At 62.8% G+C, this 15502-nt stretch carries 11 protein-coding genes; 4 read left to right on the top strand and 7 right to left on the bottom strand.

Annotated features, from left to right (window positions below; translation table 11 throughout):
* Window positions 1–24: 24 nt before the first annotated feature.
* The 3 genes from Q0105_RS18795 (at window position 25) to Q0105_RS18785 (ending at window position 3449) form a co-directional block, all read left to right on the top strand.
* On the top strand, window positions 25–1356 hold the full coding sequence (locus tag Q0105_RS18795; protein WP_298213912.1) for an InlB B-repeat-containing protein: 1332 nt from the start codon (window positions 25–27) through the stop codon (window positions 1354–1356).
* 66 nt (window positions 1357–1422) lie between these two features.
* On the top strand, window positions 1423–2460 hold the full coding sequence (locus Q0105_RS18790; RefSeq protein WP_298213910.1) for a serine/threonine protein kinase: 1038 nt from the start codon (window positions 1423–1425) through the stop codon (window positions 2458–2460).
* 176 nt (window positions 2461–2636) lie between these two features.
* A complete protein-coding gene (locus Q0105_RS18785) occupies window positions 2637–3449 on the top strand; it encodes a response regulator transcription factor (protein WP_298213909.1) in 813 nt (270 codons plus the stop codon).
* Between the two features lie 78 nt (window positions 3450–3527).
* Here Q0105_RS18785 and Q0105_RS18780 read toward each other — a convergent pair whose 3' ends face one another.
* The 4 genes from Q0105_RS18780 to htpG all read right to left on the bottom strand — a co-directional run bounded on the left by Q0105_RS18780 (window position 3528) and on the right by htpG (window position 10928).
* Window positions 3528–4145: an exosortase H-associated membrane protein gene (locus Q0105_RS18780; RefSeq protein WP_298213907.1), complete on the bottom strand. Its 618-nt coding sequence runs from the start codon at window positions 4143–4145 to the stop codon at window positions 3528–3530.
* Between the two features lie 37 nt (window positions 4146–4182).
* Window positions 4183–4701, bottom strand: coding sequence for an exosortase H (gene xrtH, locus Q0105_RS18775; protein WP_298213904.1), 519 nt, complete (start codon window positions 4699–4701; stop codon window positions 4183–4185).
* A 168-nt stretch (window positions 4702–4869) separates the two neighbouring features.
* On the bottom strand, window positions 4870–8262 hold the full coding sequence (locus Q0105_RS18770) for an IPTL-CTERM sorting domain-containing protein (RefSeq protein WP_298213902.1): 3393 nt from the start codon (window positions 8260–8262) through the stop codon (window positions 4870–4872).
* A gap of 695 nt (window positions 8263–8957) precedes the next feature.
* Window positions 8958–10928 (bottom strand): molecular chaperone HtpG, encoded by a 1971-nt coding sequence (gene htpG, locus Q0105_RS18765; protein WP_298213900.1) that lies wholly within the window; start codon window positions 10926–10928, stop codon window positions 8958–8960.
* A gap of 295 nt (window positions 10929–11223) precedes the next feature.
* Between htpG and aqpZ the strand changes: the two genes are divergently transcribed.
* Window positions 11224–11919 carry an aquaporin Z gene (gene aqpZ / locus Q0105_RS18760; protein WP_298213898.1) on the top strand — a complete coding sequence of 232 codons (696 nt, stop codon included), beginning with the start codon at window positions 11224–11226 and terminating at the stop codon, window positions 11917–11919.
* 26 nt (window positions 11920–11945) lie between these two features.
* Here aqpZ and Q0105_RS18755 read toward each other — a convergent pair whose 3' ends face one another.
* From Q0105_RS18755 to Q0105_RS18745, 3 genes are all read right to left on the bottom strand, one after another.
* Entirely contained in the window at window positions 11946–12881 is a 936-nt protein-coding gene (locus tag Q0105_RS18755; protein ID WP_298213896.1) for an exopolyphosphatase, read from the bottom strand.
* Between the two features lie 102 nt (window positions 12882–12983).
* Window positions 12984–14261 carry an alpha/beta hydrolase gene (locus Q0105_RS18750; RefSeq protein WP_298213894.1) on the bottom strand — a complete coding sequence of 426 codons (1278 nt, stop codon included), beginning with the start codon at window positions 14259–14261 and terminating at the stop codon, window positions 12984–12986.
* 55 nt (window positions 14262–14316) lie between these two features.
* Window positions 14317–15417 (bottom strand): pseudouridine synthase, encoded by a 1101-nt coding sequence (locus Q0105_RS18745; RefSeq protein ID WP_298213892.1) that lies wholly within the window; start codon window positions 15415–15417, stop codon window positions 14317–14319.
* Between the last annotated feature and the right edge of the window lie 85 nt (window positions 15418–15502).

The raw sequence follows: 15502 nt of genomic DNA, 5'->3' as shown, positions 1-15502 counted from the left end.
CCCCTTCTTGCTTCGCCCCTTGCCATGTCCACGCCGCACCGAATGTTTCGCGCCCTGCTCCAGACCTGTGCCCTCCTGCTCTTGTGGACGGCTCAGGTGGCCGCGCACGCGCAAACCGTCAATTGGGTGACCTGGACCAATCCGGGGAGCTATCCGTCCAACAACCCCGCGCCGAACTACAACTACACCAATAGCGCGAGCGGCAGCCTGACGTTGCCGGACAACACCGTGGTAACAGTCACGCTCACCGGGGAAGTGACTCAGTACAGCTGCTTCACCACCACCATCACCGCCTGTCCCAATGGGTACTGGAGAAACATAGGAGGCTGGGGTGGCACCACCTATGCTCCCGCCGGCACGTACACCAGCGCCAACGTACCGTCACTGCCTACGAATGCCAACATGATCGCGCAGGCTGGGCACGTGCCAGCGGTGGCCAGGCATACGCTGACATTCAGCCAGCCCGTCACGAACATCGTGATGCCGGTCTTTTCTCTGGGCGGTGGAGCTGGTTTGTCGGCATACCGGTTTGACCAGGATTTCACGCTTCTAAGCCAAAGCCCCAAATGCACCAATCCAACCTCTGGCACCAACCCGGCCTGGGAATGCCTGTCGGTCCAAGGACGAACGCTGACCGGCAATGAGGGCGCAGGAACGGTGCAATTCACCGGCACCGTCACCTCCATTTCGTGGGAGGTGACCGTCGCCGAGGTGTATAGCGGCTTCAACGTGGGTGTGACGTCCGCCTCGTTCACCAGCCAAACCCCATTGACCCTGGCCGCCAGCACCTCGCACATCCTGGCCGCGAACAACACATCCACCCTCAGCACCAGCGGCGGCTCGGGCACAGGGGCCACCAGCTACACCGTGCTCAGCGGCCCCTGCACGGTGAGCGGGAACACATTGACCGGAACCAGTGCAGGTACATGCCGAGTCACTGCCACCAAGGCAGGGGACGGCACCTACGCGTCCACGACCAGCAATATGGTCACCGTGGCCGTCGTCAATCCGCTGTATGTAACCTACGACGGCAATGGCCAAACCTACGGTGCGCCACCCACCGACAGCGGCTCCTACAGTATTGGCGATACGGTGACCTTGCTGGGGCAGAACTTTCAGCAGCGCACTGGCTACACCTTCAACGGCTGGAACACCGCCGCCAACGGCTCGGGCACAAGCTATGCCGCTGGCGGTACCTTCAACATCGCCGCCAGCACTACGCTATACGCGCAATGGCTGGCACCAGTATCTGCGACTGCGACACAATCTATTCCCACCCTCTCCGAATGGGGCTTGGTGCTGCTCTCGCTGGCCGCAGCCGCCCTGGGCATGCGCGCAACGCGGCGCCGCGTTTAATTAATCAATTAATGAAGGCGCACCGATAAACGGCGAGCCGACACCCGGCGGGCGACAATGCCGGGCATGACGACCACGCCCGAAGACATCCTCCACCCCTACGCCCGCCTCACTCCCGACCAAGTGCTCGACGCGCTGGCCAGCGTGGGGCTGTATGGCGATGGGCGCCTCATGGCGCTGTCGTCATATGAAAACCGGGTGTACCAGGTCACGCTGGAAGACGGCGAGCGCGTGGTGGCCAAGTTCTACCGCCCCGGCCGCTGGAGCGAGGCACAGATCCTTGAAGAACACGCCTTTGCGGCCGAACTGATGGCCGCCGAAGTGCCCGCCGTTGGCCCCTTGGTGCTGAACGACCGCACGTTGCACCAGCACGACGGTTTTGCGTTTTCGGTCAGCCCCTGGCGCGGTGGGCGCCAGCCGGAGCTGGATGACTTCGATGTGCTCGAATGGATTGGCCGCTTTCTCGCACGCATCCACACCGTGGGCGCCACCCAGCCCTTCGCGCAGCGGCCCGCGCTGGACGTGCAGACCTTTGGCATCGCATCACGCGACTGGCTGCTCACACACGACATCATTCCGCTGGACGTACAGACCGACTGGAGAACCCAGTGCGACAAAGCTATTGATTTGATAGCTGGTAGCGCTTTAGGTACAAGCGCAAGGCCATCTTTTGGCCTAAAAAGTGCCACAAACATCCGCCTGCATGGCGACTGCCACCCCGGCAACATCCTCTGGACTCCGCTGGATGAGTGGGGCCGGGGCGGCCCCCATTTTGTGGATCTGGACGACGCACGCATGGGCCCAGCCGTGCAAGACTTGTGGATGCTGCTCTCGGGCGACAGGCGCCAGCGCACGCACCAGTTGAGCGCCCTGCTCGACGGCTACGAACAGTTCCGCAGCTTTGACCGCCGCGAGCTCGCGCTCATCGAGCCGCTGCGCACGCTGCGCCTCATCCACTACAGCGCCTGGCTCGCACGTCGCTGGCAAGACCCAATCTTTCCAGCCAACTTCCCCTGGTTCGGCAGCAGCGACTACTGGCGTGGGCAGGTGGACATGCTTGTCGAACAGATCGAGGCCATGGAAGAAGACCCGCTGGCGGCCTGACTCCTCTCGCTTCGGAATTGCGAAAAGACAACCCAATTTGTTTATGGCGGATAGCTATTGCAAACGATTGTCAACCCATGCGCACTGCAAGCCGATGTGGGGCAACATCAAAGCGTCTCCTCCAAAGGGGAGGCTTTGTTGATTCCCACGGGGCCTCGGCCCGCAAGCACACCATCATGCGCATCGCAGTCCTTGACGACGATCTTCTCCTGCTGGAGCAGATCAAGGGCACCTTGGAATGTCATCACCATGTGTGCCACACCTATGCCGACGGCACCAGCCTGCTCAAAGCCCTGCGGCTCGAAACCTTCGACCTGCTGATCACCGATTGGCACCTTCCTGACATAGAAGGTCCTGAAATCGTGCAAACAGTGCGCGAGATGAGCGGCATGCAATTGCCCATCCTGTTCATCACGCGCCGCAATGAGGAGCGCGACGTGATCGAAGCGCTGTCGCGCGGTGCGGATGACTTCATGAGCAAGCCCCTGCGCATGGGAGAGCTCGTCGCGCGCACCGCTGCGTTGCTGCGCCGCGCCTTTCCGGAGAGCATGGGGGCGCGCATGGCGTTTGGCGTTTACAGCTTTGATGCCGACAAACGCGCGTTGTACGTACACGGCCAGCCCATCGAACTCAAGAACCGCGAATACGAACTGGCGCTGTTCATGTTCCGCAACGCGGGGCGCCTGCTGTCACGCACCCACCTGCGCGAGGCCGTGTGGGGCGATGCCAGCGAAACCTCTTCACGGTCGCTGGACACCCACATGTCGCGCCTGCGGACCAAGCTGGAGTTGACCGAGGCCAACGGCTACACCATTTCGGCGATCTACGGCATGGGGTATCGGCTGGACCCCCTGAACACAGGAACCGCCTCTGCGCCACCGCGCCTGCCCATCGCCGAAGCGCGTCCGACAGAGCGTGTTCGCGATCTCAAGGATACCGTGCAACGGCCTTTGCGGGACGAGGCGCAAGGCTCGGTGCGCAACCCATAGTCAAGGACAGGCTTGCTTGCTGGCAAGCAGCAAGTGGCGGCCAGCGCGATGGAAAAAAAGCGCCAAAGACGTGAGCGCTCAAGACTGGGGCGCGGCAGGAGGCAAGGACTCGCGCCAGCCCCGTATCAACACGTCGCTCACAAACTTCCTGTCCATCCACAGCCACAACAGGATGGGGACCAGCGTGGGCAACACCAAAGACCCCAACTGATAGCCGTACACGATGGCCTCCATCTGCCATTGAGAGACGCGCAGCAGCCGGATATTGGCCTGCGTGGCCATCACTATCTGCATCAGGGAATACATCGTCAGGCTGAACGCCTGGAAGGGAAGCAACAGCGCGTAGCCCGCCAATACGCGGCTCCACCGGCCTCGCCCACGGGCAGCGAGTACCAGTGCAATAAAAATGGGCAACCCGTAGGCGTACCGCGCGGGGCTGGCCTCAATCGTGATCTCTCCGCGGCGCCCCCCCGCCTCGGGCACCGGGATAGAAATCGTGGTGTCCACTTCCATCGCGCCGGGCGACAAATGCACTTGCCGCACCCATATAGGCGCACCTTGCTCCAGCGCCATGTGCGAGAGCACCCCCACAGGGTACGAAGTCCAGGCAGACACCATCGACCACAGGACAGTGAGCACCAGAATCCATCCGAAGGCGGAGAGCACAAAAGTCGTCAACGGGGACAGGCGGCGCATGCAAAAACTCCTAGTACAGCGAGCCGTAAGTATCGAATCAAGCTGCGGCAGCAGGCGGCGGCGCCACCGTGCTCTGCGCCGCCTTGCTACCAGCGCGCACCCACAACAGCCACACGATCAGTACATCGAGCATGATCAGCGCCTGCCAAAGGTACTCGTGCGCAAAATTGAAGACCTGTGTATTCCATTGCCCCAGGTAAAAAAGGCTGATCACCCGCACCACATTGAGCCCCTGGATTGCAACAAAACCAACCACCAGCCCTACCAGTTTGTGGCGCCAGGACGAGGGGAACGCGATCACGGCGGCAAACAGCACGATGCAGGCTTCGATGCCATTGCACCCAGGCTCGATCGAGACGCCAAATCCAGTGACGGTGTTCCACAACACTTTGCCAGCCGCCGCAGCGGTTTCATCAAACAATGTCACCAAGGTCACACAAAGGCGGGCCAGCAGCGCGGTCCATGGCAGCACCACATGCTGCTGCACCACACCCAGCATGTTGATGCCAAAAAAAGTGAGCTGAAGCACCAAAAAAGTCAGAAAAAAACGCAGCATGAAAAGTTCCGGATGGCGGTGGCACCTGCAACCAAGAGGGGCAAGCAGGCCAAGCCGACATTATGAGGAAACAAGAAAGGCCGACACGCTCACGCGGGTCGGCCTGACATTCCCCAATCATCTCCGCGGGTACCGGGGTATCGGGGTAAAAATTACGTACAACACCGGCTAGCGGCGCCGACGCTGATTCCGCCCCAACTGCGCCCATGCCATCAGGCCCAGGAAGGACGACAAAAGAATCAGTCCCCATTCCGACAAGGTGGGGATGCCGTTGGCACCACCAGGCGGCACCGTCACCGCGGTGCTGGCTGTGCCCGTGTTGTTGGCGGCATTGGTGTCGCCCGGCGCATCCAGCGTGGCGGAATTGACCAGCGGACTTGCACCGCTGTAGGGCGAGCTCAGCGTCGTCTGGATCGTGAAGGTCCGCGATGCGCCCACCGCCAACGCCCCGATCGAGCAACGCACCGTCCCCGCCACATTCACGCAGCCCGTGGCCGAGACAAAGGTCAACCCCGCAGGCAATGTGTCCACCACCTGGGCGCCATCGCTTGCCAAGGGGCCGTTGTTGGTCACCACGAGGGTGTAGTCCAGGGCCGCCCCTGGCGCCAACGGCCCTGCAGGCGCGGATTTGGTCAATGCCAAGTCCGTCGCCACAGTGGTGCGGCGGGCAGAAGTATCGTGTGTCACCACGTTGTTGGTCAGCGTGGTCTCTGTTTCGTCCACCGTCACGCTCGCCCGGTTGAAGGTGGTGCCGCCCGTGGCCCCAGCCACGGTCAGCGCCTCGGCCCGCATCGCATAGGTCACCGTGGCCGTCTGCCCGCTACTGAGCCCCGGGAAGGTGCAGCGCAGCGTGCCGCTGGTGGCGCCCACCGAAGGCTGGGTACACGTGCCCCCGGCATTGACCGTCAGCGCCCCCTGGTAACTGAACGTGGCGGTGGGCGATGAACTTGGCGCTGGGAACACGTCCGTCATCACCACATTCGTGCCATACGAAGGGCCGCTGTTGGTGACGGTGATGGTGTAGGTTGTGGACTGCCCCAGGTTCACCGGGTCGGCGCTGTCACTCTTGTTCAGCAGGAGATCGAGCCGCGGCGCAGTGACTGCCGTGGTGGTGGTGGTGGCGCTGTTGTTGGTTCCATCCGACTCGGCCGTGGTCGTGGTCGCCGCCACGCGGTTGACCACCGTGCCACCCACCGCTGAAGCCAAGGGGCGCATGCGGTAGGTCACCGTCTGCTGGACACCTGCGTTGATGCTTGTCCAATTACAGGTGAGCGTGCCGCCCACCGTCCCTGCGGTGATGGGCGTGCAAGTGCCGCCGCCACCCACTGAAACGATATCGATGAAAGCAGCATTCGATGGCAACGTATCCACCATCTGTACCGCCTGCGCAGTAGAAGGGCCTGTGTTGCGAATCGTCGCCACATAGGTGATGGGTGCGCCTGCAGGGACGGCGGCCGGGGTCGCGGTCTTGGCCGTGGTGATGTCCACGATGGCCGTGACCGTGCTGGTCACACTGCCGCTGTTGTTGGTTTGGTCAGGGTCCCCCACATCGGTGGAGCGCACGGTGGCCGTGTTGGTGCGCGGCCCGGTGACAGCCGCATTGGGGCGCACCACCACCGTGACCGTGGCCTGGGCACCCGGGGCAAGAGACCCCAAGTTACAACTCAGGTCCACCGATGTGACATTGAGCACAGTGCTGGGCGTACAAGAGCCCGACGGCGATGCCATTGCGGATTGGAATCCCCCCGTACTGACCAGGTTGTTCAAGGTGTCTGACACCACCACATTGGTGGCTGTATCACCCCCCACCTCGTTCTTCACGGTAATGACGTAGGTCAGATTCTGGCCCGCGACCACGGAGCTGGGCGTGGCAGTCTTGGACACCACGCGCAAATCGGCCCGGGTTGTGGTGGACGCGACGACGACGGTCGTGCAGTCGTTGCCCGGATTGCTGTCAGCCCGCCCACCAGCGCCACCGCTCAGCGCCACGCAAGCGCTATTGGTTGCAGAGCCCGTTCCCGTCAGCACCGCCGAGACCGTAACAGCAGGCGCATTGCTGTTGGCCCCCAGGCCGGTGGCACGCGAACAGCTCCAGGACCCTGGCCCGGTGAAGGGCAACGGATCACAACTCCAGCCAGTGGCCGTGAGCGGGGCACTCAGCGTGACGCCCGCAGGCACCGTGTCGGTGATGGTGATGGTCTGCCCTGCAGGGATGGCCAAGGGCCCCAGATTGTTAGCTGTCAGGGTGTAGTTGAACTGCTGATTCGGAACCACCGGATTGATGCTGGCCGTCTTGATCATCCGCATGTCCGCCTCGTTGGTGGAATTCACGTTCACCGAGGCATTGTTGTTGGAAGGCGCCGAATCGGTGAGCGCGGTGCCGACGCTTGCCGTATTGCTCAATGTGCCTGTGGTGGTTGCGGTAGCAGTGACCGTGATAGGGGGCATGTTGCTGAAATTGGCACCGGTGTAGCCGGGCCGCGTGCAAGTAATGGTGGCATCACAGGTCCAGCCGGTTCCCGCGGCAGACACAAACGTCAGCCCAGCTCCCAACGTGTCTGTCACTGTGATGGTCTCACCAGCGAGCGACACCCCACCATTGAGGCGCGGTGTAAGCGTGTACACCATGTTGGCGCCCTGAGCCACATTGGCGCTGGCTGCCGTTTTGGTGATCGACACGTCGGCACCTGCGCTGGATGCAACGTCTGCGGTGGCCGTGTTGTTGCTCAAGTCACTGTCAGGCATCTCTGAGTTGTCGGGCTTGGTGCCCGCCACCGAGAATGCCGCTGCCACCGTGCCATTCACGTTGGAAACTGCGGGCACCGTCAACACCGTTGTGGAGGCGCCAACCGGCAGAGTCCCGGTGCGTGTGCAGGTCACGCTGCCGCTGTTCATCGGATAGCCGCTGGAGGGGCTGCACGACCACCCGGAGCCCGAAGGGACCGCCGTGATCGACGCACCACTCGGCACCGTGAAGGTGATTCTCTGACTGCCATCTGCAGCGTCTGGCCCCTGGTTGGCGGCCTGCAGCGCGTAGGTGTAGGGCTGACCCGCATTCACGTTGGGAGTTGAAGGCGTTGCCGTCAGCGAGAGATTGGCTGCTTGCGTGGTCGTTCCGACCTGGGTGCTGTTGAGGTTGTTGCTGGTATTGGGGTCTGGGGTGGAGCTGCTCGCTGATGCCGTGTTGGTCCACACCCCCGCGGACGGCAAACGCACACGGATGGTCACGGTTTGATTGGCATTGAAGGGAATGTCGCCTATGGCGCAATCGACAACACCGCCAGCTTGATTACAAGTGCCTGCGGTTGTGCTCACGTCAATGAAAACTGAGCCTGACGGCAACGTGTCCGTCAAGGTGGCGCCGACGGCCGTGTTAGGCCCGTTGTTGTCGATACGCAGCGTGTACGTGACGATGCCGCCCGCTGGAGCAGGGTCCGGAGAGTCCGAATGGTTCACCACAAGATCGGCCGACTGCGCGAGAGCAGCACCCGCCAACAAACCTGTCGCCAGGAACAGCCAACGAAAGCGGCGCACCGCACTGACCTGAGTACGGGGGGCCAAGTTCGTGCGTTCTGCGCACAAGTGATGATCGGACACCAATGATTTCGGGTGCATTGGTGCTGGTTGACCGAGAGAACCGGCGCGGACACAGAACCGCAACAGTCGGCTGAACATAAAGCTCTCCTATGAAGTGGACAGCCCAAGCTTTTTTTGGCCACGCCGCGACTTCACCAGCCCCTTTTGAGGTTGGCAAAAAAAAGCTTGAGGGAGTACGTAAAACCGCCTAGTCAAGCGACCAGAGGCGAGACTTCAATCTACCGACGAAGCGCTGCACGTGCCGCGTTGCAACAATCGTTGACTGTCACTTGACGCAATCCGTATTGCGCCCACCACATATGTGCACATATCAAAGCAACATTGATACAGATCACAACAATTAGAGACAAGTTACGAGCAACTCGCCTCACACCCCTTATGCAAAGCCATTCATAAGGAATGGGCTACACGGTCTTTTTCTCATAGAGCGAGGTCCTCAAAGCCCCGATCGACGACGCCCGCAGGAGCGCAACCAGGCGCATGCTCGCCTCATGGTGCAGACGAGGCGCAGCCCGAGGATCTTTGATGCAGAGAGGACAGCCCGCCTTGGGCTACCCAAAAAAAGACCCGGACCGCCTGAGCAGGCGTCCGGGTTTCATGCACATGCGCTGAATAAAGGCCCTGCTCTGCAGCAACAGGACCCTTTCAGGCCTTCAATGTCAGGTCAGCAACGCGTTCACACGCTTGACATACGCGGCGGGGTCTTCGGGCAGGCCGCCTTCGGCCAGCAGAGCCTGATCGAACAGGATGTGGGCCAGATCATGGAAGTGCACGCTGCCTTCGAGCTTTTTCACCAGCGCATGTTCGGCATTCACCTCCAGCACGGGCTTGGCCTGCGGCGCCTGCTGGCCAGCCTGCTTGAGCATGCGCGCAAGCTGCGTGCTCATGCCGTCGTCCTGCACCACCAGGCAGGCGGGTGAATCGACCAGGCGGGTGGTCACGCGCACATCCTCGGCCTTGTCCTTCAAGGCTTCCTTGAGCTTGGCGAGCATGGGCTTGAAGGCTTCCGCCGCCTCTTCGGCAGCCTTTTTCTCAGCCTCGTCCTGCAGCGTGCCCAAATCGACCGCGCCCTTGGCCACGCTTTGCAGCGGGGTGCCATCGAACTCGTGCAGGTAGTTTAGCGCCCATTCGTCCACGCGGTCGGTCATCAAGAGCACTTCGATGCCCTTCTTCTTGAAGACTTCGAGCTGCGGGCTGTTCTTGGCGGCGGCCAGGGTGTCGGCGGTGATGTAGTAAATCGCCTCCTGGCCTTCTTTCATGCGCGCCTTGTAGTCGGCAAAACCTACCGTCACGGCGTCGCTGGTGGTGGACGCAAAGCGCAGCAGTTTGGCCAGGCGTTCGCGGTTGCCAAAGTCTTCACCCAGGCCCTCTTTCAGCACGGAGCCAAACTCGCTGTAGAACGCGGTGTACTTGCCTTCCTTGGCCTTGTCGTCGGCATCGACCATGTCGGTCACGCCATCGGCGGCAGCGTCGTGTTTGTCATGCTTGGCCAGGTCTTCCAGCATGCTCAGCACCCGCTTGGTGGAGCCTTCACGAATCGCGCGCACGTCGCGGCTTTCCTGCAGCAGCTCGCGGCTCACGTTGAGTGGCAGGTCGGCCGAATCGATCACGCCCTTCACAAAGCGCAGGTAAGTGGGCATCAGCGCCTCGGCGTCGTCCATGATGAACACGCGCTTGACGTACAGCTTCACACCGGCCTTTTTGTCGCGGTTCCACAGGTCGAACGGCGCCTTGGCGGGGATGTACAAGAGCTGCGTGTACTCGGTGTTGCCCTCCACGCGGTTATGTGCCCAGGTCAGCGGGGCCTCGTGGTCGTGGCTGATGGCCTTGTAGAACTCGGTGTACTGCTCTTCGGTGATGTCCTTCTTGGGACGCGTCCACAGGGCGCTGGCCTTGTTGATGGTCTCCCACTCGCCGGTCTTGACCATACCGCCGGGCTGGCGGCCGCCGTTTTCGTCGCTGGGGTTAATCAGCTCGCCGTCTTTCCACTCTTCCTTTTCCATCAGGATGGGCAGGCTGATGTGGTCGGAATACTTGGCGATGACCTGCTTGAGTTTCCAGGCGTTGAGGTATTCCTCGGCATCGTCGCGCAGGTGCAGGGTAATGCTGGTGCCGCGCGCAGGGCGGGTGATGGTTTCGACCTCGAAATCACCCGCGCCACCGCTCACCCAGCGCACGCCTTCGTCGGCCTTCAGGCCCGCACGGCGCGATTCCACGGTGATCTTGTCGGCCACGATGAAGCCGGAGTAAAAGCCCACGCCGAACTGGCCGATGAGCTGGGCGTCCTGCTTCTGGTCACCACTGAGCTTGCCCATGAAGTCTTTGGTGCCGCTCTTGGCGATGGTGCCCAGGTGGTCGATGGCCTCCTGCTGGCTCATGCCGATGCCGTTGTCGGTGATGGTGAGTGTCTTGGCGTCCTTGTCAAAGCTCACGCGCACTTCGAGGTTGGGGACGTCCTCGAATAACGCGGAGTTGTTCAGGCCTTCAAAGCGCAACTTGTCGCACGCGTCCGAGGCGTTGGAGATCAGCTCGCGCAGGAAGATTTCCTGGTTGGAGTACAGCGAGTGGGTGACCAGATGCAGCAACTGGGCTACTTCGGCCTGGAAAGACAGGGTCTGTTTGGTGCTCATGGTGTTTGTTTTGGTAGGCAGATACGGTCAGAAGAAATGCTCTTGGGCACCCTGCGGTGCAAAAGACGTTTGCGCGTGTTCACCTCGGGGCAGGTTGGCCAATTTCAAGGCCCATGGCGCGCAGCAGGCCAACAGCCCGCCCACGACCGGCTCGGCAAATCCGCGCGTTGAGAAGCATTGTTAACAATTTGCACTCACTTAGCGATTGTTTTGCGCATTTTGCCCACCTAAGATGCCGCCTTCACCGCCAGCCTGCACGGGTCAGTCTGGCCCATTTGCCCCCTGGACAAACACCATGCCCACCTCTTTTCAAAAATGGTCCGCCGAGTTCATCGGCACTTTCTGGCTCACCTTTGGCGGCTGCGGCAGCGCGGTGTTGGCTGCGGCATTCCCGGAGCTGGGTATTGGTTTTCTGGGGGTTGCCTTGGCGTTTGGCCTGACGGTGCTGACGGGTGCCTATGCACTGGGGCCCATCTCCGGCGGGCATTTCAACCCTGCGGTTTCTGTGGGCCTGGCACTGGGCGGGCGCTTCAAGGCGTCTGAAGTGCCAGGGTACGTCGTGGCACAGGTGTTGGGCGCTATTGCCGCTGCGGGCGCGCTCTACCTCATCGCCACTGGCAAGCCCGGCGCGAACATCGGCGGGTTTGCCACCAACGGCTACGGCGAACACTCCCCTGGTGGCTACGGACTGATGGCCGCCGTAGTGACCGAGGTCGTGCTCACGGCGGTGTTCCTGATCGTGATCCTGGGCGCGACCTCGCGGCGTGCCGCTGACGGCATGGGCGGCATGGCCATCGGCCTGTGCCTCACGCTGATTCACCTGATCTCGATTCCGGTCACCAACACCTCGGTCAACCCGGCGCGCAGCACTGGCCCCGCGTTGTTTGGTCCAAGCTACGCCTTGTCGGAACTGTGGGTGTTCTGGGCAGCACCCATTGCAGGCGCGCTGCTGGGCGCCGCTATCTACCGGGTCCTGTTCGGCGAAGACTGAGCGGGCCCCAAGGCGGATCAGACCCCTCAGTTTTCGAGGCTGATCCGCTGGACCAGCGTCTGCAGCATGGTGTCGGCCTTGTCGTTGGGCACCTGGCAAGTGCCAGCAGCGGCATGGCCTCCACCGCCAAACTCCAGCATGAGATTGCCCACATGCACCTGGCTGCTGCGGTCCAGGATGGACTTGCCCGTGGCAAACACCGTGTTCTGCTTTTGCAGCCCCCACATCACGTGGATGGAGATATTGCACTGGGGGAACAATGCATAGACCATGAAGCGGTTGGTGGCCCAGATGGTGTCTTCGTCGCGCAGGTCCAGCACCAGCAGTTTGCCGATGCAGATCGCACAGCGCTGCAATTGCTCCTTGGCCTTGGCGGCATGCTCGCGGTACAAGGCCACGCGCTCCTGAACATCGGGCAGGGCAAGAATCTGTTCGATGGTGTGGTCGCGGCAATACCGGATGAGATCCATCATCAGCGCGTAGTTGCTGATACGAAACTCCCGAAAGCGCCCCAGGCCCGTTCGCGAATCCATCATGTAGTTCAGCAGCACCCAGCCCTGGGGGTCGAGAATGTCCTCGCGTGAATACTGGGCCGAATCGGCCTGGTCCACGGCGACCATCATGTCGTCGGTAATGCGCGGGAAAGCCGCCTTGCCGCCGTAGTAGTTGTAAACCACCCGCGCTGCCGAGGGGGCATGCGCCTCGATGATGTGGCTCTCATCCCGGCGGCCCGAGTTGCGCACGGTTTCGGACTCGTGGTGGTCGAAAACCAAGTGTGCCCCCGGCACGTAAGGCAGGTTGGTGGTGATGTCGCGGCTGGTGATGGCGATCTTGCCATCCTGCATGTCTTTCGGATGAACAAAGGTGATCTCGTCAATGAGATTGAGTTCATTGAGCAGCACAGCACAAACCAGGCCGTCAAAGTCGCTGCGGGTTACCAGACGGTATTTCACATCGCTCACTAGTTTCTCCTTGTTACATGTCCTTGGCCACATCGTAGCCGCACCCCGGCATCTGGCGCACACCGCCCGCAGAGAAAAGCGGGCCGTACAGTCACCGAGGCATCAGTCCGGCGCCATCCACTGCGCAAGCTGCTGTGCCACGCCAGCATCGCCCAGCAACGCCAGATGGCCCAGGCGGTAGAAAACAGCCTGCCGGTCCTTGGCAAAACCCAGCCCTCGTTTCGCATCATCATGGATGCCAAGCGCACTGTGCAAGGGAACCAACCCGTCCCCCACCAACCGCTCGGCCACGGGGCTGCGCCGCGCGGCCAAAGTGGCAGCAACAGCGTAGCAGGCCGCTGCGGCGGGCAAAGGCACGGGGGTGCGCTGATCCGGGCGGCTGCGGAAACGGTCTCGGCCCTGCCAATCGGCATCGAGCACATGGCCGTACCTCAGATCGGTGATGCCCGCGCTGCGCAACTGCGCCAGGCGAGTAAACGGTCGTGAATAAGGGGTGCTGCCCAGCAGCACGTCCACCCAGTTCCCGGCCTTTTCCAGCGGCGCACCATGGTGCGGCGTGCCCAAAAAGACCACCTGGCGCAGCCGGGGTAACCAGCCACTGGAGCCCTTGGCCAGGGTGGCCGCATGCTGACACGCGCTGCGCACCACCAGCCCGCCCATGCTGTGGGCCAGCACGGCCAGCTCTGTCACGGGCACGGGCCAAGAGGCCACCAGGGATTCAAGCAGGGACGACAACTCAGCACCATTGGTCGATATGTGCTGGCCCGTGTTGTAGCGCAGGTACACCGGTGTATAGCCCAGGGCCTGGGCCAGGTAAGCACCGTGGTCGTGGCCGCCTTGCAGCCATTGCAGGTCGTTCATGCACAGCCCGTGGACCAGCACCAGCAATTTGCCCGTGGCCGCGCCCGAGGCGCCCAGGGCATGCACGTCAAGCGGCAGGCCCTGCTGGTACCAGCCCATGTGTGTGCACAGCGGGTTGTTGTCCTGCTGCAGCCGGTCGCCCATCACGCCGTTGAGGGCGGCGATGACCGCCTCGCGCTCCCACAGCACCTCGGTGGCGGGCGCGCTGACCGGGAAAAACGGTTCCAGCCGTTCAAGCCCTGCCTGCAGGCCGGCATCCACCCATTGCGTTACCCCGCGGATGCTTTGGTACACCATGCCGGTCAGCCCTCCGGCGCGGCCCGGCTGGGCCCCACCCGGCAGCCCCATGGTGCCGCGCACCGACTGGTGCACGCCCTCGGCCACACGGCTGATGCTGGTGGTGGCCTGCGTCGCCAGACGGGCCACCCCGCGCAGGTCCGAGGCACGCAACTGCCGCAGCGGGTTGGTTCTGGACGCTGGTGCGCCGTTGCGTGGGCGTACTGACCGCGAAGAGGGCATGTGAAAGGCTCCGATCCAAAAAGGGTTGGGGGTTACGTCCGGAGCCTGGCTGCTCTCAGAAGCGCTCGTTGGGTGATAGATACCGCCATTGCCCCACGGGCAGGTTGCCCAGGGTCACGCGGCCGATGCGGATGCGCTTGAGCCCCACCACCTTGAGCCCCACCAGTTCGCACATGCGGCGGATCTGGCGCTTTTTGCCCTCGGTGAGCACAAAACGCAGTTGCTCGGGGTTTTGCCAATCGACCTTGGCGGGCTTGAGCGCCTCGCCGTCCAGGCTCAGGCCATGGCGCAGGCGTTCCAGCAACTCTTTGGGGAACACTGCCTGCACGTTGGTGCTGACCGGATCACGCTCGTCAATTTCCTGCAGCGGCGCAGAGCGCTCGCCGGGGTGGCGAGCCACCGCCTGTCCCGGTGCCGGGTAGACCACGCGCACCAGGTACTCCTTTTCCATCTCAGAGTCCTCGCCAATGATCTGCCGGGCCACGCGGCCGTCCTGGGTCAGCACCAAGAGGCCCACCGAGTCGATGTCCAGCCGCCCGCAAGGCGCGAGGCCCCGCAGCTGCGGCGGCGAGAAGCGGTTGCGGCTGGGGTCATCGCGCCAGTGCGTGCGGGGGTTGATCAGCGCCACGGCAGGCGTGTGGCCGTCCTCGGCCTGGCCGCTCACATAGCCGATGGGTTTGTTCAGCAGGATGGTGACACGCTGCTCCTGGAACCCCTGGGCGATCTTGTCCACCTCGATGCGGTCGGCCGCCGTGACCTGCTGGCCCATGGTCGCCACCAGGCCGTTGACCTTGACCCACCCTTGCTCCACCCAGTCGTCTGCCTCGCGCCGCGAGCACAGGCCCAGCTCGGCCATACGCTTGTTCAGGCGCGAGGTGAGCAAGCCTCCCACCATCCCCGTCGCTGGCGCTGGCACCTGGCGCACCGGCGCCACAAAGGCACCAGACGCCGTGCGGTAGCTGGGCGGAGCGGGTGAACGGGCGGGCCGGGGGGCTCGGGGCGGCGGCGCAGGCCGCGCGGGCGCGGGCTTGGCCGCCAAGGTGGGGCGGCGCAGCACGGGGCGTGGCGCCGCAGGCGCCGAAGAAGGGGGGCCGCCGGCATCGGTGGCCGGGGCGGCAGCAGGACCGGCTGGCGGGCGAGAAGAGGAAGAAGACATTGCGCGTATTTTCGCCTGCGGGCCGACCGGGGTCCACATTCCATGCGTCCGACCGCGCCCTGAGCGCCGTTGCGGCAGGAAAAAA

The organism is Acidovorax sp., from assembly GCF_027492855.1.
Classification (GTDB): Bacteria; Pseudomonadota; Gammaproteobacteria; order Burkholderiales; family Burkholderiaceae_C; genus Acidovorax.
The sequence above is the reverse complement of the archived record's forward strand: the minus strand, read 5'-3'. Positions and strand labels throughout refer to the sequence as shown.

Excerpts from the sequence above, each read along its gene's own strand:
- Q0105_RS18795 (WP_298213912.1), top strand. The coding sequence starts at position 25 with ATGTCCACGCCGCACCGAATGTTTCGCGCCCTGCTCCAGACCTGTGCC.
- Q0105_RS18790 (WP_298213910.1), top strand. The coding sequence starts at position 1,423 with ATGACGACCACGCCCGAAGACATCCTCCACCCCTACGCCCGCCTCACT.
- Q0105_RS18785 (WP_298213909.1), top strand. The coding sequence starts at position 2,637 with ATGCGCATCGCAGTCCTTGACGACGATCTTCTCCTGCTGGAGCAGATC.
- Q0105_RS18780 (WP_298213907.1), bottom strand. The coding sequence starts at position 4,145 with ATGCGCCGCCTGTCCCCGTTGACGACTTTTGTGCTCTCCGCCTTCGGA.
- xrtH (WP_298213904.1), bottom strand. The coding sequence starts at position 4,701 with ATGCTGCGTTTTTTTCTGACTTTTTTGGTGCTTCAGCTCACTTTTTTT.
- htpG (WP_298213900.1), bottom strand. The coding sequence starts at position 10,928 with ATGAGCACCAAACAGACCCTGTCTTTCCAGGCCGAAGTAGCCCAGTTG.
- aqpZ (WP_298213898.1), top strand. The coding sequence starts at position 11,224 with ATGCCCACCTCTTTTCAAAAATGGTCCGCCGAGTTCATCGGCACTTTC.
- Q0105_RS18750 (WP_298213894.1), bottom strand. The coding sequence starts at position 14,261 with ATGCCCTCTTCGCGGTCAGTACGCCCACGCAACGGCGCACCAGCGTCC.
- Q0105_RS18745 (WP_298213892.1), bottom strand. The coding sequence starts at position 15,417 with ATGTCTTCTTCCTCTTCTCGCCCGCCAGCCGGTCCTGCTGCCGCCCCG.